This is a genomic window from Acidovorax sp. GW458-11-26-14-TSB4 (assembly GCF_059423865.1).
Genome location: NZ_JBWKYR010000006.1, coordinates 113839 through 132388, shown reverse-complemented (window position 1 = coordinate 132388; position 18550 = coordinate 113839). Strand labels below are relative to the sequence as shown.

The 18550-nt window shown below is 65.0% G+C and carries 19 protein-coding genes; 9 read left to right on the top strand and 10 right to left on the bottom strand.

Annotated features, from left to right (window positions below):
- Positions 1-123: 123 nt before the first annotated feature.
- The gene (locus tag AC07X5_RS14900; RefSeq protein ID WP_494770783.1) at positions 124-1545 is read left to right on the top strand and encodes a patatin-like phospholipase family protein; all 1422 of its coding nucleotides are present in this window, start codon (positions 124-126) and stop codon (positions 1543-1545) included.
- A gap of 9 nt (positions 1546-1554) precedes the next feature.
- On the opposite strand, the gene AC07X5_RS14895 is transcribed toward AC07X5_RS14900, so the two are convergent.
- The 6 genes from AC07X5_RS14895 to AC07X5_RS14870 are packed head-to-tail and all read right to left on the bottom strand — an operon-like array spanning position 1555 to position 7006.
- Positions 1555-3504, bottom strand: coding sequence for a hybrid sensor histidine kinase/response regulator (locus AC07X5_RS14895; protein ID WP_494770782.1), 1950 nt, complete (start codon positions 3502-3504; stop codon positions 1555-1557).
- Positions 3505-3507: 3 nt separating this feature from the next.
- Positions 3508-4365 carry a sensor histidine kinase gene (locus AC07X5_RS14890; RefSeq protein WP_494770781.1) on the bottom strand — a complete coding sequence of 286 codons (858 nt, stop codon included), beginning with the start codon at positions 4363-4365 and terminating at the stop codon, positions 3508-3510.
- Between the two features lie 4 nt (positions 4366-4369).
- On the bottom strand, positions 4370-5344 hold the full coding sequence (locus AC07X5_RS14885) for an ATP-binding protein (protein ID WP_494770780.1): 975 nt from the start codon (positions 5342-5344) through the stop codon (positions 4370-4372).
- 29 nt (positions 5345-5373) lie between these two features.
- Positions 5374-5778 (bottom strand): anti-sigma regulatory factor, encoded by a 405-nt coding sequence (locus AC07X5_RS14880; RefSeq protein ID WP_494770779.1) that lies wholly within the window; start codon positions 5776-5778, stop codon positions 5374-5376.
- Positions 5768-6142: an STAS domain-containing protein gene (locus AC07X5_RS14875; RefSeq protein WP_409963488.1), complete on the bottom strand. Its 375-nt coding sequence runs from the start codon at positions 6140-6142 to the stop codon at positions 5768-5770. The genes AC07X5_RS14880 and AC07X5_RS14875 overlap by 11 nt, the downstream gene beginning before the upstream one ends.
- 12 nt (positions 6143-6154) lie before the next feature.
- Positions 6155-7006, bottom strand: coding sequence for an STAS domain-containing protein (locus AC07X5_RS14870; RefSeq protein ID WP_409963490.1), 852 nt, complete (start codon positions 7004-7006; stop codon positions 6155-6157).
- A 492-nt stretch (positions 7007-7498) separates the two neighbouring features.
- On the opposite strand from AC07X5_RS14870, the gene AC07X5_RS14865 reads away from it, so the two are divergent.
- Both AC07X5_RS14865 and rbp read left to right on the top strand, forming a co-directional pair.
- Positions 7499-7708, top strand: coding sequence for a hypothetical protein (locus AC07X5_RS14865; protein ID WP_409963494.1), 210 nt, complete (start codon positions 7499-7501; stop codon positions 7706-7708).
- Between the two features lie 117 nt (positions 7709-7825).
- Positions 7826-8179: an RNA-binding regulator gene (gene rbp, locus AC07X5_RS14860; RefSeq protein ID WP_409963496.1), complete on the top strand. Its 354-nt coding sequence runs from the start codon at positions 7826-7828 to the stop codon at positions 8177-8179.
- 131 nt (positions 8180-8310) lie between these two features.
- Here the strand turns inward: rbp and AC07X5_RS14855 are convergent, their stop codons facing one another.
- A complete protein-coding gene (locus AC07X5_RS14855) occupies positions 8311-8535 on the bottom strand; it encodes a hypothetical protein (protein WP_494770778.1) in 225 nt (74 codons plus the stop codon).
- 139 nt (positions 8536-8674) lie between these two features.
- Entirely contained in the window at positions 8675-9226 is a 552-nt protein-coding gene (locus AC07X5_RS14850) for an ATP-dependent Clp protease proteolytic subunit (RefSeq protein ID WP_409963500.1), read from the bottom strand.
- 350 nt (positions 9227-9576) lie between these two features.
- Between AC07X5_RS14850 and AC07X5_RS14845 the strand changes: the two genes are divergently transcribed.
- From AC07X5_RS14845 to treF, 3 genes are all read left to right on the top strand, one after another.
- A complete protein-coding gene (locus AC07X5_RS14845) occupies positions 9577-10074 on the top strand; it encodes a hemerythrin domain-containing protein (protein ID WP_409963502.1) in 498 nt (165 codons plus the stop codon).
- Positions 10075-10175: 101 nt separating this feature from the next.
- On the top strand, positions 10176-11030 hold the full coding sequence (locus AC07X5_RS14840; RefSeq protein WP_494770777.1) for a glucose 1-dehydrogenase: 855 nt from the start codon (positions 10176-10178) through the stop codon (positions 11028-11030).
- Positions 11031-11108: 78 nt separating this feature from the next.
- Positions 11109-12761 (top strand): alpha,alpha-trehalase TreF, encoded by a 1653-nt coding sequence (gene treF / locus AC07X5_RS14835; protein WP_494770776.1) that lies wholly within the window; start codon positions 11109-11111, stop codon positions 12759-12761.
- Here the strand turns inward: treF and AC07X5_RS14830 are convergent.
- Positions 12747-13853, bottom strand: a complete 1107-nt coding sequence (locus AC07X5_RS14830; RefSeq protein ID WP_494770775.1) for a YihY/virulence factor BrkB family protein — start codon at positions 13851-13853, stop codon at positions 12747-12749. The two genes, treF and AC07X5_RS14830, sit on opposite strands and share 15 nt — an antisense overlap.
- Before the next feature lie 297 nt (positions 13854-14150).
- On the opposite strand from AC07X5_RS14830, the gene AC07X5_RS14825 reads away from it, so the two are divergent.
- From AC07X5_RS14825 to AC07X5_RS14815, 3 genes are all read left to right on the top strand, one after another.
- On the top strand, positions 14151-16373 hold the full coding sequence (locus tag AC07X5_RS14825) for a putative bifunctional diguanylate cyclase/phosphodiesterase (RefSeq protein ID WP_494770774.1): 2223 nt from the start codon (positions 14151-14153) through the stop codon (positions 16371-16373).
- Between the two features lie 162 nt (positions 16374-16535).
- The gene (hemP, locus tag AC07X5_RS14820; protein WP_494770773.1) at positions 16536-16793 is read left to right on the top strand and encodes a hemin uptake protein HemP; all 258 of its coding nucleotides are present in this window, start codon (positions 16536-16538) and stop codon (positions 16791-16793) included.
- A 144-nt stretch (positions 16794-16937) separates the two neighbouring features.
- Positions 16938-17432, top strand: a complete 495-nt coding sequence (locus AC07X5_RS14815) for a Fur family transcriptional regulator (protein WP_494770772.1) — start codon at positions 16938-16940, stop codon at positions 17430-17432.
- Here AC07X5_RS14815 and AC07X5_RS14810 read toward each other — a convergent pair.
- Positions 17417-18430, bottom strand: a complete 1014-nt coding sequence (locus AC07X5_RS14810; RefSeq protein ID WP_409963516.1) for a hypothetical protein — start codon at positions 18428-18430, stop codon at positions 17417-17419. The genes AC07X5_RS14815 and AC07X5_RS14810 overlap by 16 nt on opposite strands.
- Between the last annotated feature and the right edge of the window lie 120 nt (positions 18431-18550).

Here is an 18550-nt window from a genome sequence, read left to right as displayed (position 1 = left end):
CCTGCGGGGCTGCCGCGGGAGCGGCACCTGCCACGCACCATGGCTGCGCATCCAGCCCCGCCATCTCCTGCATTTTAGTGATGGCTTTCAGCCTGGGCATCCGGTACAAGCAGCTCTGCGGACATGAACTTCCTGCGCAGTGGGTGCGGGGCGGTTCAGCGCCGCCAATCGGGTGAACCAACTTTCGACGCACAGAGGGGGATACGTATGGGACAGGCTGACGAATTTTTTGCAGTCGCGGAGCACGTGGTCAGGAAGGTGGAAACAAAAAAGCTGCACCAGCGGCACTACAGCGATGTGCTGGATGGGGAAGGACATCAGTACGTCGATCTGGTGATGGAAGGTGGGGGAGTGCTTGGCATCGCCTTTGCCGGATACATCTATATCCTGGAAAAGGCGGGATTACGCTTCGTCGGGCTGGGGGGAGCCTCGGCAGGCTCCATCACCGCGCTGGTATTGGCCGCCATCGATGCGCCTGGACAGGCCAAAAGCGAAAGACTGGTGCAGATGCTCGCCGACATCCCCATGGTCAGCTTCATTGATGGCAAGGAGGATGGCGACTTCGATGCACCAGACTTCATCAACGCGATGCTCAAGAGACCAGGGGTTGGAAAAGGTTTCTGGAAGGGAATGCAGGTTCTCGACAACCTGGAAGAAATGCAGGGGCTCAACCGGGGCGAGCGATTCCATCAATGGCTGATCGCGACGCTCGGCGATGTTGGCATCCATACGACCCGGGCCCTGAAGCAGCGCATGGCCACGACTCCCCCGGGCTGGCGTCTTCGCGCGGACAGCCCGCACCACCTGTCCCAGTTGGACGGCCAGGCCAGCCTTCCGGCACTGGATCCGTCCAAGGACTACCTCTGCATCGTGACGGCAGACATCGCCACGGAAACCAAGGTCGAGTTTCCCCGCATGGCAGATATCTATTGGGACAATGAAGGTGCGGTGAACCCCGCGGACTTCGTGCGCTGCTCCATGTCCATTCCGGTGTTTTTCAAGCCCTACCGGGTTCCCCTCAAGATCCGGGACGCCCAGCACCGTAAACAGTGGCGCGACAAGGCTGGAATGAACGAGCGCGACATGGCCCAGGGACGCGAGCCGGCCTTCCCCCCTCCCGAGGCCTGCTTCGTCGATGGCGGCGTGCTGTCGAACTTTCCCATCGATGCATTTCACAACACCAGAAAAGTGCCGACACGCCCCACTTTCGGTGTGAAGCTGGAATGGGACGAACGCAGCCATGCAATCAACAAGCTGTCCAAGCTCGTCACCCAGACCTTCAATTCGGCCCGCCATTGCCTTGACTATGAATTCATCCGCAAGAATCCCGACTTCAAGCAACTCCTCACCTATATCGACACGGGAAAGCACGACTGGCTCAATTTCGAGATGAATACCGCCGACAAACAGGACCTCTTTCGACGTGGCGCCGAAGCTGCCTACGAGTTCCTCAGCAAGTTTGACTGGATGGGCTACAAGACCACCCGGGAGCATTTGGTAGGAGCGTACAAGCAGGCTTGGCCAGAAGAGGCGGCTGGCAACTAGGGCCTGGGCTCAGGTCAGCGCCTGCAGCAGCAGGTGCGGCTGCAGCGGCTTGCCCAGGTGCTGGTCGAATCCGGCAGCGAGGGCGCGCTCGCGGTCCTGCGGTCGGGCGAAGGCCGTGAGGGCGATGGCGCGCAGGCGCGGGTGCCCTGCAGCGGCTTCCATTTCGCGCACCCGGGCGATAAGGTCGTAGCCATCCTTGCCCGGCAAGCCGATGTCGCTCACGAAAAGGTCAGGCCAGGCCTGCTCGAACTGGGCGATGGCAGTCTCGTAGCTGTCGGCCACCCGCACACGGGCGCCTTCGTCGGAGAGCACGATGCTCAGCATCTCGCTGGTATCGGCATTGTCGTCCACCACCAGGATGTCCTTGCCCTGCAGCAAGCGAACCTCACGGGCCTGCGGCACGGCCAGAGCATCATCGTCAACCACCGGCGATTCTTCATAGCCGACCAGCAGGCGTGCCGTCATGGCCGTACCCTTGCCGGCACCGGCGCTGCTGGCCGAAATGGTTCCTCCGTGCAGGTCCACCAGGTGCTTGACGATGGAAAGGCCTAGCCCCAGACCACCATGGGCGCGGTTGCCCGGCGTACCGCTCTGTGTGAAGCGCTGGAACAGGTAGGGCAAAAACCCCGCCTCGATGCCCACGCCATGGTCCTGCACGACGAGGATGAGCTCGTCCGCCTCGCGCCTGAGGCGCAACTGCACCGTGCCGTCTTTTTCAGAGAACTTGATGGCATTGGTCACCAGGTTCCACACGATCTGCTGGAAGCGCGTGACGTCGAGCCAGGCAGGCTCGTCGATCTCGTCGCAGGCCACTTCGAGGGTGATCTTCTTGGCCAGCGCCAGGTCGCGCAGGGCATCGAGTGAAATGCGCACCAGTTCCACCGGGTTCGCCCACTCGCGGTGCAGGCGCAGCTTGCCCGATGCGATGCGCGAGACGTCCAGGATGTCCGAAATGATGCGCCCCTGCGCCTTGGCGCCGCGCTCGATGGCATCGATGCCGCGCGCCAGGGTATCGGCGTTGGTGTTCGGGCGCTTGAGCATGTGCACCCAGCCGGTGATCAGCGTGAGCGGCGTGCGCAGTTCGTGCGAGAGCACGGCCACGAAATCGTCCTTGGTGCGGCTGTGGCGCTCGGCCAGCACACGCGCCGCCTGCTCGCGCTCGAGCAGTTCTTCGCGCCGGCGCTCGAAATCGATGCGCTCCGACAGGTCGGTGGCGATGCCGATGCGGATGCCCGGCTCCACGTGGTCGGACATGCCCCAATCCAGCAGGATCTCTTTGCCGTCGCCGCGGATCAGGGGAAACTCGCCCTGCCAGTTGACGTCGGCGGAGCCATGCATGCGGGCCTGTACGAAGTCTTTCCAAAGCGCGGGGGCAAGCGAAGTCACAGTTATGCCAACGAGTTCATTGCGGCTGCGTTGCATCAATTTTTCTGCAGCCGGATTCACGTCGGCAAAGCGGCCCAGCGAGTCGATGAGCATCATGGCCACGGGAGCCTGATCGTAAATGGCGCGAAACCGCGTTTCGCTGCGCCGAAGGTCTTCCTCGGCGGTGCGCGCACGGATCAGGGCCTGCAGCGTGGCCACCATCAGCGGCGGCTCGGCCGGATGCACCATGTAGGCGTCGGCACCCGCATTGAGTCCGGCCACCTTGTGCTCGCTATGCATGTAGGTGGCGGACAGGTGGATGATGGGCGTCAACTGGGTGCGCGCATCCGCGCGCAGCACCCGGCACACCTCGAAGCCGTCCATGTCCGGCAGGTGCACGTCGAGCACCACGGCCGACACGTTGAGCTTGGCGGCTTCGATGGCAGCGCCGCCCGTTGCCGCCTCTTCCGTGCGGAAGCCTGCGGCGCGGATGACCCGGGCCGTGGCATAGCGGGTGACCGGGTTGTCGTCCACCACCAGCACCGTGTGCAGGCTGCGGTCGATGCTGGGCGCGATCATTTCCGATGTAGCCATGGTTCAGTCCGAATTGGCTTCCTGTACCGGGTGCATCTGCACCGGGACGATGACGGAGAACACAGAGCCCTGTCCGACCACGCTCTGGACCTCGACCGAGCCCCCGAGCAGTGTGGCCAGTTGCCTTGACAGCGCGAGCCCCAGGCCGGTACCGCGCAGGCGCTTCTGGATCGGCGCCTTGACCTGGGAAAAGTCATTGAACAGCGCAGGCAGGTTTTCCGCCGGAATGCCGATGCCCGTGTCGGCCACAGCAAAACGGATCATGCCCTCACCCTCGACCCGTGCAGACACCCGCACCTCGCCCTGCGCGGTGAACTTGAGCGCGTTGGAGATGAAGTTGCGCAGGATCTGCGCGAGCTTGCGGTCATCGGTGTACAGCCGGGTCAGGCCGACCGGCTCTTCGAACACCAGGTTCAGTTCCTGGTTGTCCAAAATGGGCTTGAACATGCCGCGCAGGGCGGCGAACAAATCCATCATCTCGAACCAGGCGGGCGACACATCCAACCGGCCGGACTCGATCTTGGCCAGGTCGAGCAGGTCGTCGACCATGCTCGAGAACTCTTCGCAGGTGGTCTGGATGAAACGCACCTGGCGCTCCTGCTCGGAAGTGAGCGGGCCGTCCACGCGGTCGAGCAGCAAGCGCACCAGGCTCAGGGTGGCACCGATGGGCGTGCGGAACTCATGGCTCATGTACGACAGGAAGCGGCTCTTGAGCTGGGTGGCGTGCTTGAGCTGCTCGGCCTGTTCGTCGAGCTCGGCATACAGCGCAACCACGCCGCGGTTGGTCTCCTCCAGCTCGGAGCGAAGGGCCTCGACTTCGGCCTGGCTCCGCTCGAGCTGGGCTTTCAAATCGTCACTCAAGGCGTCACTCAAAGGTCTCTCCCTGTTTTATCACCAGCACGGTGGCGTCATCGCGTCCCCGGCTCTGCTGCCACAGCAGGGCCGCGGCGATCAGCGTGGGGTCGCGCTGCAGCAGCGGCACCACTTCCTCGGCCTTCCAGCGCGAAGCGATGCCATCGCTGTACACCACCGCCATGGCATGGTCGGGCAGCTCCAGCGCCGCCACTTCGGTCTTGCGCACCTGCACGCCCACGGTGCCATGCTGGGTAAGCATGGACCGGTCAAACACGCCAGAGATGATGCGCCCCATCACATTGCCAGCGCCAGCGTACTGCAGCCGGGCAGAACCTTCCATGCGCAACGCAAACAAGGCCGCTCCACGCGTGGTCTGCAGCCCAGTGTGGATGTCCTGAACCAAAGTGGCAAGCGGCGCGAAGGGCGCGGCGGCGAACACGTCCAGCGCTGCACCGGACGCACTGGCCGCATGCGGACCGTGGCCCAGGCCATCCGCCACCACGGCAGCCACCTGGCTGCCATCGGTCGCCACGGCCCAGCCATCGCCGCACACGATCTCGCCCGGGGCCGCAATGCTCACGGCGCCCCAGTAGCGCTCGGGCGGCGCCGTGCGCCCTGTGGCGCGCACGCGCACCAGGCACAGCGTGCCCTGGGGGGTGGAATGGATGTCGAAGTCGCTCGCCAGCCGGCGAATGGCCCCCAGCCCCGTGCCCGGAGAACCTGTCCCTGTGGACACACCATCCTGGCTGGAGCGCTGCACATCCACCATGCCGGGGCCCTTGTCCAGCGCCAGGATCTCCACCTCCCGATACGCGGGCGGCGCAGCGATCCACAGCTCGCCCTGCACCGCGTGGCGCAGGAGGTTGGTGCCCAGCTCGGTGGCAATGAGGGACAGGCGTCCCGCATCCACCTCGCTCCAGCCCCAGTCATCCACCGCCTTGGCACAAAAGCGCCGCACCTCGCCGACGCAGCTGGCGTCGGTCATGCGAAAGGCCCGGTGGCTCCATCCACGTGTCACTTCCACTTGGTGATGCTCACGCGTGTGCCCTTGCCCGGTGCCGAGTCCACCTCGAAATCGCTGACCAGCCGCTTGCTGCCGGGCAATCCCAGGCCCATGCCCCCGCCCGAGGTCCAGCCGTCCGTCATGGCCAGCTTCATGTCGGCAATGCCGGGGCCTTCATCCTCGAAATGCAGTGCCAGACCCGTCCTGGAGCCGGCTTCCACCACTTCCCAGCGCATGCGGCCACCGCCGCCATGGATGAGGGTGTTGCGCGATAGTTCGCTTGCGGCCGTGATCATCTTGGTCTGTTCCACCAGCGAGAACTTGAGCAGTTGGCACAGCGAGCGCACGGCCTGCCGGCTGGCCACGATGTGCTGCTCCGTCTGAAGCGGCAGCGTGCCGGTGCGTTCAATCGACAAGGCCGCTCTCCTCGCGTGCGCGCTGCAGCAAGGCCAGGCCGCGCTCCACGTTGAGCGCGGTCTTCACGCCTTCGAGCGACAGGCCCAGCTCCACCAGCGTGATGGCCACGGCCGGCTGCATGCCCACCACCACGGTAGTGGCCGAGAGGATGCGGGCGATGCCCGAGATGCTGGCGAGCATGCGGCCCACAAAGGAGTCCACGATCTCCAGCGCCGAGATGTCGATCATGACGCCACTGGCCCCCGTCTTGGCGATGCGGTCGGCCAGGTCGTCCTGCAGCGCCAGGGCGGTCTGGTCCTGCATGTCCACCTGGATGGTGACCAGCAGGGTTGCGCCCATGCGCAGAATCGGTATGCGTTCCATGTGCTGTACCGCTCAGCTTGCCTGGCGGGTGATGCGCCAGCCCGTGCGCTGCAGCGCCAGCGACAGCGCGTCCGCCAGGCTTGCCTTGGTGCTGATGCCCTGCAGGTCGATGCCCAGGTGCACGATGGTCTGCGCGATCTGCGGGCGGATGCCGCTGATGATGCAGTCGGCCCCCATGAGGCGGATCGCCGTCACGGTCTTGAGCAGATGCTGGGCGACCAGCGTGTCCACGGTGGGCACACCGGTGATGTCGATGATGGCGAGCTCGGAGCCCGTGTCCACAATCTTCTGCAGCAGCGTCTCCATCACGACCTGGGTGCGGTTGCTGTCCAGCGTACCGATCATGGGCACGGCGAGCACGCCTTCCCAGAGCTTGACCACCGGGGTCGACAGCTCGAGCAATTCTTCCTGCTGGCGGGTGATGATTTCCTCGCGTGCACGCTGGAAGGTGGTGGCCATGTACTGGGCCATGCTGTCCACCAGGGTCGTCAGCGCCCAGAACGCGGATGCCAGCTGCACGCCATCGGAGCCATTGCGCTGCTGCAGGGCACTGAGCAGCGGCTTTTTGATCGCCAGCACAAAAACGCTGGTCTGCCCTACGCTCTGCCCTTGCGCAGCACCGGAGCGGGAGAGGTCCGACAGCACCTGCTGCAGTGCCGACCACTTGGGGTCGTTGAACGAATCGACGTTGGCGCCATCGCGCAGAGCATGGGCCATCGCCGACACAACCTCCCCCGCATCTGCGGCGGCTGACCGGGGAAGGCCGCCATTGCGGGCCTTGGCTTCCTCGATCCAGTCCTGAACCAGTGTGGCCCTTTTGTCTTCCTGCAGTGCGTCAAGGATCTGGGTGCTCAGAGTATTCATGCAATTCTCACGGTGAAAAAGCCGCCACTACCTGCCTGCGTTCGTTGACGGGGTTGTAAATCATTGTAGGTGGCGCTCCGGCGGACTCCCGCGCGGACAAAGCCGTTCAAGCCATTTTGCGCCTTTGTCCTACGCAACGTTGCCGGTTGCACCGAGACGCGGCGCATGAAGGGAGTCCACCAACCTACGCATGGCCTACACAGTGACGGTGCCGCCGTGCATTTCAAAGCCATCAAAACAACGAGAAATATTAATTTGCATTTTTATTCTAAAAGCGAATATAATCAAGGCTTGCAGGTGATCGCCCTTGAAACAAGCCATCTCCGCAACACATGTGCAGCGTGGCGACCCACCACCCGCACATGGCCTTTTGCGACGCTCGTCGCGCGTGCTGGTCTGTAGAGCTGCAGCCAACGCGTTTTGTTGATGCTCACGCAGGCTGTTCCAAGCCTGCGATATTGACTGAATCCAATTTCCAACACCGCCATTTCCATGGGCCAGTTCGTCGTCTCGCCCGCGACACACCAGACCGAATGCGGCAACTACCGCGCCTCCTTTTCGGTCCGCCGATCCCAGGGCAACGGCAGCTACTGCCGTGTGTTCCGTTTCGACAGAGCCTTTGCCTCACGTGAAGCGGCACGGATCTTTGCCGTCACCCAGGGCTGGCTGCAGACCTGCATGCCGCACCCGCCCGTGTGCTGACGGTCTGCGAACCGCAGGCCCTATACACCTCTTCCCCTTCGCTGCGGCCAATCGGCCCGCAAGCCATGTCCAACGGCGCGCCCTCGTTGCGCACCACCCTTCAGAAAGGCTCTTCTCATGAGCAGCAAGATCTATGTGGGCAACCTGCCCTACTCCGTGACCGACTCCAGCCTGGAAAGCAATTTCTCCGAGTTCGGCTCCGTCAACTCCGCCAAGGTCATGATGGATCGCGAGACCGGACGCTCCAAAGGCTTCGGCTTTGTGGAAATGGGCTCGTCCGACGCGGCCCAGGCAGCCATCACCGGCCTGCACGGCATGTCCGTAGATGGCCGGTCCATCGTGGTCAACCTGGCCCGCCCGCGTGAGGAGCGCAGTGGCGGCTCGGACGGCTATGGCGCGGCCGGCTACAAGGCAGGCAATCGCCAGGACACCGGCTACGGCACGGGCGGCTACGGCGGCGGCCGGTACTGAATCAAGTAGATTGCAGTGAATGACCGGCTCTTCGGAGCCGGTTTTTTTTCGTCCGGCTTAATGGCCTTGCCAGAAAAGGCATGAACCCTGTCACGAGGTAGGCCATTCGGCAGGACGCTGGTCCGACGTTTTCAGTGCAAGCTATGCCGGTCGCCTTGGGCGCCTTTTCCCGCAGGCAGGCGCAGGCCCGCGTCGAGAAGCGCGGAACTGCGCTGGATGCGCCGCACAGCATCGCGCGCCATAAGGTAGGCATCCGCCTGCAGCGGCGACATGTAGCGCAGCGTGCCGCTGCGTGCATCCGCGCCACGGGCGGCGCGGCTTCTTCCCGAAGAGGGAGATGGGGAATGCGAATTCATGATCAAGCTCCTTTCTCTGGTAGATGAGCGCGATGCTCGTGGAAGATGGCCCAATGCCATGCAAATGATAGGAAAGGTGCGGCGGTATTTCAAGATCGGACGGCTGGTGCGCGCCCTGCGCTGCGCTTCGGCCAACTGGTCACACCACTGCAGCGACAAGGCCGTGGTCGAGCGCTTCCTGTGCCGTGAGATACCAGTCTTTCTCCAGCACCCTGCGCTCGATGTCCTGGACCTTCAGGGTGCTGCCCTCCACCAGCTTGGCAAAGCCTTCGGTCTGCAGCCGCTGGCCCGACTCGATCTCGGCGAGCACGTCGTTGATCTTGGCGCGGCAACTGCGCAGCGCTCCATCAAGGGTGATCTGCTTGGTCATCTTGCGCTCGTGGATGAGCAGTTCGCAGTCGCGGGTCAAAAACCGCTGGCTGCGGGGTATCGCCGACATGATGGTGATGCCGGCGGAGAACACATAGGTCTTGCCCAGGAAGTAGATCTCGCGGCCCGCCTTCTGCCACAGGCGCAGTTCTTCGGCGATGCGCCGGCCGGACTCGGCATCGCCGCCAGAGGTGCTCAGCTCGAACACGATAGGGACATCGGTGCGGGCTTCGGACTGCTGCCGAAAGAACTCGGACAGCATGGATTCATTGACGTTGCCGAACAGGCGGACATCGGGTGCGAGAGAAGGTAGTGATTTCATGCAGGCGGGATGAATGGGATGGAGCCACAGAAGGCAGCCTAAGAACCTGTTCAAGATCTTTTTGCAGCCGCGCTGGAATGCAATCGGGATGGGTGGATGCTGCGGATGCGCCGCATGGGCTGACGCCCATGCAAGCAGCCGGGCTTCAAAAAGATCTTGAACAGGTTCCAAGAGTAAAGGCCCGTGCCAGGCACGCTGTAGGACGCACTCCCGAACGCACCGGCCCCAGGAAATTTCGCGCCCTCAGGCATGATCCTGCTGCTGCGCCTACGCCGGCTGCGATGGTCTGCCTACATTGCCCACGCGCTTGCCGCCCAATCATGAAGGCCCCACTACCCAAGGAGCCCACGATGCCCACCACAACCAACGCCCGCCGCGAAAAAGACGCCTGCGATCTGCTCGACGCAGACCACAAGGCCGTCAAGAAGATGTTCAAGGAGTACGAGGAGCTCATGGAGTCCAAGGCACGGCCTGCCAAGCAAAAGCGCATGGATCTTGCCACGCGGATCTGCAAGGAACTGACGGTGCACGCCCAGATCGAGGAAGAGATCTTCTACCCCGCCGTGCGCGCCGCCATCAAGGAAACCGATCTGCTGGCCGAAGCCGAGGTGGAACACCAGACCGCCAAGGACCTGATCGCACAGATCGAGGCTGCCACCGAGGTGGACGAACAATACGACGCCAAAGTCATCGTGCTGGGCGAGTACATCGATCACCACGTGAAGGAAGAGCGCAACGAGATGTTCCCCAAAGCCCGTGCCGCGAAGAAGCTCGATCTCATCGCTCTGCGCGATGAACTCGAGGCGCGCAAGGCCGAACTCATGGACTCCGAGCTGGCCCTGGCCTGACCACCGCCTCGCCAGGCAGCAAGCCCTTCGGGGCTTTTCTTTTTTGGGGGCGGTCCGAGCCCGCTGCGGAACCTTCGCTCCCTCGTCCTGTCCCACCCGCAATGAACCAGCCCGCTGCCAACACCAACCCTCCTGCGGAGCGCCAGTGGCTCACGCCGGACGCACTGCGCGGCCAGCCGGCCCTTGTAACGGGTGCCAGCTCCGGCATCGGCCGGGCCGTGGCGCTGGCCCTGGCACGCGCCGGTGCCGACGTGGTGGTCAACTATGCCGCCAACGCCGAGGCGGCCGATGCGGTGGTGGCCGAGATCCGGCAACTGGGCCGGCGGGCCATCGCCGTGCAGGGCGATGTGGCGCGCGAGGATGAAGTGCAAGCCCTGTTCGCGCAGGCCGTCGAGGCGTTCGGCACGCTGCACATCGTGGTCTGCAATGCCGGCCTGCAGCGCGATGCCCCCTTGCACACCATGACCCTGGAACAATGGAACACCGTCATCGGCGTGAACCTGACGGGCCAATTCCTGTGTGCGCGGGCCGCCGTGCGCGAGTTCATGCGCCGGGGCCTCGATGCCGCGGTGTCGCGCGCGACCGGCAAGATCATCCACATGGGTTCGGTGCACGAGGTCATTCCCTGGGCGGGCCACGCCAACTATGCCGCATCCAAAGGCGGCGTGGCGATGCTCATGAAAAGCCTGGCGCAGGAAGTGGCGCCCCAGCGCATCCGCGTGAACGCGATCGCGCCCGGAGCCATCCGCACGCCCATCAACCGGGCCGCGTGGCACACACCCGAGGCCCTGGCCGAACTGCTCAAACTCGTACCCTACCAGCGCATCGGCGAGCCCGAAGATGTGGGCCAAGCCGCCGTATGGCTGGCCAGCGACGCGTCGGACTACGTGACCGGCACCTCGCTCTTCGTGGACGGGGGCATGGCGCTGTACCCGGAGTTTGCCCACGGCGGCTGAGCCCCTTTTCCTTCTGATGACCCTGACCATTTTCCCCATGCACAGCACCACGCCCGCCCGGCAGAAAGGCTCGCCGAGATGAGCGGCCTGCACACTGACACCCATGCGCGCCACGCCGCAGCTGCGGCGGCAGCGCCACCCGATACCCTCTCTCCTGCCGACCGCTACCAGGAGCTGTTCATCGACGTGCAACGCGAAGGCGTGTTCGACGACTGCAAGACCTTCGTCGACTGCGCACCGCTGGCCGACCCGGCAACCATCCTGAGCGCCTACCGGCGCGAGCGATCGGCGGCGGGCTTTGACCTGCGCGAGTTCGTGCAGCGCCACTTCGAGCCCCAGCCCCATGTCGGCGAGCGCGGCTGCGCGCGCCCAGCCCTGCCGCTGGCAGCGCACATCGACGGGCTGTGGGACGAACTCACGCGCCACCCGGCGCAGCACCCGCAGGCCGGCTCGGCACTGCGCCTGCCCCACCCCTACGTGGTACCCGGCGGGCGTTTCGTGGAGCTGTACTACTGGGATTCGTACTTCACCATGCTGGGCCTGACCGGCCCTGACCGCGAGCACCTGCTGCACGCAATGACCGACAACTTCGCCTACCTGATCGACACCTACGGCCATGTTCCCAATGGCACGCGCACCTACTACCTGAGCCGCTCGCAGCCCCCGCTGTTCGTGCTGATGGCCGAGCTGTGCGAGAACTGCCATGGCCAGGGCGCGGCGCGCTACCTGCCGCAACTGCAGCGCGAGCACGCATTCTGGATGGACGGCGCCGACACGCTGGCACCGGGCGATGCCTGGCGCCGCGTGGTCGCTTTGCCGGATGGTGGGGTGCTCAACCGCTACTGGGACGACCGCGACACGCCGCGCGAAGAATCCTGGCGCGAGGACGTGGCCACGGCCGCGCTGTCGCACCGCCCCGCGGCAGAGGTGTACCGCGACCTGCGGGCGGCGGCCGAGTCGGGCTGGGACTTCAGCTCGCGCTGGCTCAGCGAGGAGTCGCACACGGGCGAAGACCGCACCCAGGCGCTGGCCAGCATCCGCACCACCCACATCGTGCCGGTGGACCTGAACGCCTTCCTGCACAAGCTGGAGACCAAGATCGCCCAGCTCAGCCGCGATACGGGCGACCTGGCCACGGCCGAGCGCTACGAAGACCATGCACGGAGGCGCCGCCAGGCCATGGACGACTACCTGTGGAACGAGGCGGCGGGCGCCTTCCTCGACTGGGACTGGACGCAGCAGGCGCCGCGCACCCTGCTCAACGCCGCCACCGTGGCCCCGCTGTTCACGGGCACCGCCAGCCAGGCACAGGCCGATGCGCTGGCCGCCACGGTGGAGCGGGAACTGCTGTGCCCCGGCGGCTTTTCCACCACGCAGCTCGACACCGGCGAGCAGTGGGACCGGCCCAACGGCTGGGCGCCGCTGCAGTGGATGGCGGCCAGCGGCCTGGCCGAGTATGGACACCGCGAGCTGGCCGAGACCATCCGCGAGCGCTGGCTCAAGACAGTGCGCGACCTGTACGCGCGCGACGGCAAGCTGGTCGAGAAATACGCACTGCGCCCCACCCACCGTGCATCGGCCCAGGGCGGCGGCGGTGGCGAGTATCCCTTGCAGGACGGCTTTGGCTGGACCAACGGGGTCGTGTGGCGCTGGCTGCCCGAGGCCGAGGTGCTGGCGCTGGAAGCGCAGAAGCAGGGGCAGTTCGAGGCCGCGCTGTCATTGGCCGGCTGAGGCCGGTCGCTTCCTGCGCCCTTCGAACCACGAAACCGCGGCTGCGCGCACCGCGAACAATCCGCCCAGCACCACCACGGCGGCCAAGCCCGAGGCCAGGGCCGCATCTTCCTGCCGCGCGCCCCCGGTAGCATGGGCGGCACGCACGCTGGTGATGGCGGGGAACATCGGCCCCGGCGGCGCGGCCACGGGCCGGGGGTCTTCGCTCTTGACCGGGGTCTCGGGCGCTTCTGTGGCCACTTCGTTCCGGTGCGACCCGTACTCCGTGGCATAGACCTTGGTGAACTCGGCACCCAGCAGGAAGATCTGCGCGGCGTAGTACACCCAGATCAGGATGATGGCAATCGAGCCGGCTGCGGCATAGGTGGAACTTATGCCGGCCTTGCCGACATACAGGCCGATGAGCACCTTGCCCAGCTCGAACAGCGCGGCCGTGACGGCGGCGCCCACCCACACATCGCTCCAGGCGATTTTGGTCGAGGGCATGAGCTTGAAGATCATGGCGAACAGCAGGGTCTCCACCACCACCGAGAGCGCCATGTTCAGCCCCTGCAGCAGCACCTCCCAGCCCGGCAGCAGGGCCGAAAACCAGGTGCCCAGCGCCGCCACAGCGGCGCTCACGGCGAGCGAGGCGATGAGCAGGAAGGCCAGGCCCAGGATCAACCCGAACGACAGGAACCGTGCCCGCAGCAGGCCCCACAGCCCGCTGGGCTTGGCCTTTTCGGGCACATGCCAGATGCGGTCGAGCGCACTCTGGATCTCGGCGAACACCGTGGTCGCACCCACCACCAGGAAGGCGATGCTGATGCCGCTGGCCACGACGCCCTCGGCGGGCTCGCGCGCGCTGCTTACCAGCCCCTGGATGGCGGCCGCGCCATCGCTGCCCACCAAGCCCGATATCTGGCCCTGTAGGGCCCCGCGCACCGCCTCGTCGCCGAACACGTACCCTGCGATGGCGATCACGATGACCAGCAGCGGCGCGATCGAGAAGGCCGTGTAGTAGGAGATGGCCGCCCCCATGCTGGGGGCATAGTCGTCCACCCAGGCATAGGCGGTTTTCTTGCAGATCTCGAACAGGGTGGACAGCTTCATCGTTATGGCGGTAGTGAGGTGCGGCGCACTCCGTTGTACCGCTGTACCGGTCACTGGCGTGTAGGCCGGTACCCCGCCCCAACCGCCCCTCGCTGGCACGGCCTTTGCCCGGCAATAAACATGGCGGCATTTTGAACCGCTCGTGGTAGAAAAGGGCTCGGATCGAAACCTTGACCCGGAACCAGCCGGCTCTGTCAGCGCTGTCTTACAGCGCAAGCCAGGGCAAACGGCTATTTTTGGGAGGTGGTGCGTGCGTTTCCGGGGGCGGAGACCTGGCCACCCTTTATGGAGGCTCACATGAAGTGCCCCCCTAACCTGCCGGCCGAGGAAGCGCGGCTGCAGGCTCTGGCAGACCACGGGCTGGAAGACGAACAGGTGCTGCCCAGCCTGGACCCCGTGGTGCGCATTGCGGCCCGCATGTTCGGCATGCCCGTGTCGGCAGTGAACATGGTCGGCAGCGACCACGTGTTTTTTGCCGCGAGCGTCGGGGTGGGCGAACTGGATATGGGCCGCGATGTGTCGTTCTGCGCCCATGCCCTCGCACAGAACGGCGTGATGGTGGTACCCGACACCTTGCAGGACGAGCGCTTTCACGACAACCCCCTGGTCACCGGCCCGTCCAACGTGCGCTTCTATGCGGGTGTGCCCCTGCTGTCACCAGACGGCCATGCCATGGGCGCCTTGTGCGTGCTCGATGACCGGCCGCACGACGACTTCGGCGCGGACGACCAGGAGCGCCTGCGCGAACTGGCGCGCATGGCCTCCGACCGCCTGGAGCTGCACCGCATCGAGACCTCGACGGAGCGCACGCGGCCCTCGTTCGACGAGTATGCCGGCAGTTCCACCACGCCGGTGGTCTGGTTCGACGGGCAGCGGCGCATCGTGGCGATCAACACCTCGGCCGCCGCGCTGCATGGCTACCACCCGGCCGAATGCGTGGGCCAGCCGCTGGATCTGCTGCTGGCCGACCAGGAACACGGCACCCTGCGCGAGGGCATCGCGCGCGCGGTGGCTGCCAACTCGCTGCAGGACCTGAAGATCCCCACCGAGGTGCATGGCCGGCGCAAGGATGGCACGCAGTTCCTGCTTGGCTTCTCGCTGTTCTGCTGGCGACACCAAGGCCGCCTGCGCTTCGAAGCGGTACTCAAGGACCTGACGGCCCAGCGGCGCGAAGAGGATGAACTGCGCCGCCAGGCCAGCAGCGACCCGCTGACTGGGCTGGCCAACCGCGCCTGCTTCTACCGCCGGGTGCAGGATGCCCTGCTCACCCCTTCGCCGGAGGCGGCCGCCGCAGTGCTGATGCTGGACCTCGACGGCTTCAAGGACGTGAACGACACCCTGGGCCATGGCGTGGGCGATGGCCTGCTGCAGGAGGTTGCGCGGCGGCTGGCCACGCTGGCCGGCCATGGGCTGTTCGAGGCCCACCAGAGCCGGGGGGCCATCGCAGCCCGACTGGGCGGCGACGAATTCGCCCTGCTGCTGCCCGGCGTAGGCGAGCCCGCTGCCGCCAACCAGTTCGCGCAGCGCGCCATCAGCGCCATCCACCAGCCGATCGCCATCACCGGGCACGAGGTGCGCGTGGGCGCCAGCTGCGGCGTCTCTGTGGCGCCGCTGCAGGCCCACGAGGCGCTGGAGCTGGTGGGCAATGCCGACCTGGCCCTGTCCCAGGCCAAGAACGAGGGGCGCGGGCGCAGCTATGTGTTCGTGCCCGCGCTGCGCATGGCGGCGGTGGCGCGGCGCCTGTACGGCATGGAACTCGACCGGGCCGTGGACAAGGGCGAGCTGGTGCTGTTCTACCAGCCGCAGGTGCACCTGGAGGACGGCTCGCTCTCGGGTGCCGAGGCCCTGATCCGCTGGCAGCACCCGCAGCGCGGCCTGCTCTTGCCCGCCGCCTTCCTGCCGGCGCTGGAAGGCGGGCCTCTGGCCGCCAGCGTGGGCTCTTGGATCCTGGACGAGGCATGCGCGCAGGCCGCCTACTGGCGCCGCCATGGCGCCCCGGGGCTGCGCATGGGCGTGAACCTGTTCGGAGTGCAGTTCCGCGTGGGCGACCTCGTCACCGAGGTCATGGACACCCTGGCGCGCCACGGCCTGCCACCCGACGCGCTGGAGCTGGAGATCACCGAGAACATCGTGCTCGACAACGACGACGTAGTGCCCGGCATGCTGCGCCGCCTGCGCGACCAAGGGGTGGGCATTGCCTTCGACGACTTCGGCACAGGCTATGCATCGCTGAGCCTGCTCACCAGCTACCCGCTCACGCGCATCAAGATCGACCGCGCCTTCGTGCAGGGCATGCTCGAATCGCGGCGCGAGGCATCGGTGGTGCGTGCCATCCTGGACATGGCGCGCAGCTTCGACCTCAAGACCATTGCCGAAGGCGTGGAAACCGAGGCCCAGCGCGAACGCCTGTGCAGTGAACGCTGCGGCGAAGGCCAGGGCTACCTGTTCTCACGGCCCCTGTCCGCCCAGCAATTTGGCGAGGCGTATGGGCTCGGGCCGCTTCGCAAAGCAAAGGCCTGACACACTGCTGCAGGGGCCTGGCGCCTCGGTACCGCCAAGCGCGGCTCAGCAGAATTACCTATTGTTTCAAAGGCTAATGAGACACATTCTCATTTGATGCCCTATACTTCACCCATACCGCAGAAAAGCACCAGTTACCAACCAACCGAACTCCTGCACACCATGTCGACACTTGCCATGCCCCGCCCCGTCCTTCGACTGCAGCGCCCCGTGGCGCCGCGCGCGTCGGCAGCTGCCGATGACGCAGCGACGGCAGCGGTGGTGCAGGCGCCGGTCACGAAGTCGCCAGCCGCGGGCTTCCTGCGCAGCATCAACAGCGCCACCATGCTCGGCACGGCCAAGGTCGTGAACATCCTGCACAACGGCTCGGTCTACCAGCTCAAGACCACCAAGCTCGGAAAGCTGATTCTGACGAAATAGGTTTCATCGTGGGGAGACTCCCGGGACCTCGGTCTCGAAGGGTCTTTTTTTGCTAGCCACCCGTAACCCGGCAGCCATGCTTTTTTTCCCCGCGAACAGCCCCCACCGCACCCGCCCGCAGGGCTTGAAAAGGGCGTAACCTCCATGGACGATCTCGCTGACCTGAAGCATTCCGGCCTCAAGGCCACCCTGCATCGCATCCGGATCCTGCGCCTGTTCCGCGAGAGCGCCCAGCGCCACCTCTCGGCGGAAGACGTCTACAAGATGCTGCTGCTGGACGACGCAGACCTGGGCATGGCCACTGTCTACCGCGTACTCGCCCAGTTCGAACAGACCGGCCTGCTGCGCCGCAACCAGTTGGGCAGCAATCGCGCCGTCTACGAACTCACCGAGAACCGCGACCGCCACGGGCACCTGGTATGCAACCGCACCCAGGCGGTGCACGAGTTCTTCGACCAGGAGATCGACGAGCGCCTGAAGTCGATTGCCGCGCGCATGGGCTTCGACATGACGGACTATGTGATCACGGTATTTGGATCGGGTACGCAGGCGCCGCTGCAGCACCCGCAGAACACCCGTCAGGCAGCTGACGGTCGCTCTGCTTACAAGGCGGCCACCAACGGCTACCGTATGGCCTGAAAGTTGCGGACAAGTTTATTGCTCACATAGACATATTGGCCTGTTCCGTACACGTATTGCTTACCGCCGCGACCATAGTCGTTGATCTTGTCGGGGTAGCCCCAGGACCAGAAAAGACCTGCCTCGGACATGCCCGTGAAAATGGTCTTGTCGCGGATGGCCTTCATCTCCTGGGCAGAAAATCGCTTGGGAATGGAGGTATGCACATGCAGGCCCATGCGCTCAAGCGGCGTGAATTCCGGACCTTTCCTGAGTTCGTAGTAAGTCAGATCACCGAAGACCACCCGCTCCTGGCCGTCTGCCATGCGGACCTTGAGAATGACCGCGTTCTGGGCGTCAAGAATCCTGGACTCCAGCACCTGCAGCGGCATGAGGTTCGGGCTGGACCGGTCGCGCGCGCCATCACGCCGGCCCGGCTGCTCCAGATCGGCCAGGCTGATCGTCACATCCAGCAAAACGGTGTTGCCGTTGTTGTAGATCGTCTTGCCCTGCAAGGCCTCCAGCACTTTTTCCATGGCAGCACGCGTGCTGGCGAAATCTTCCGCAGGGAAGAACCGTGAAGGCGCCATGGCGGTGATGACGCCTCGGGTGCCTATATGGTCTTCCCGGCCGGCCAGCTTGACCACCACCAGCACTTCGGGATTGACGAGCCTGGAGTAGTCGATGGGCCTGCCAAAGGCGTCGACCTGTCCCCCACCGACGTTCACACTCTCCTTGGTCGGCTCGATCGCAACGATTTTTCCGCGTGCCCCCCGGAAGCTGTTGGGAACGTTGAGATTCAAATTGCTCTGCCGCTTGAAACCACCGGCGCTGTCGGGTTCCATCCATATCCAATCGGCCAGCAGATTGGCCAGCGAACCAGAGTCGGCAAAGGAAGGTCCCGACACCACGATGTCGGTGTCCAGAAACTTTTCCCGGATCTGGCCCAGGTTCAGGTCTCTGGCCAGCGACGGCACACAGGCGCATAGAAAAACAAGCACGCACAAGAAACGGTTCATGGATTTGGCAGGAATGGCAGCCCGATGGCGGGCGCAGAATTGTGCCCCAGCCCTCGCATTGCACTTGCGCGCCCTCCCACGGTGCAACCGCTTGAGCGACTCGACACATCTCGTTACAAG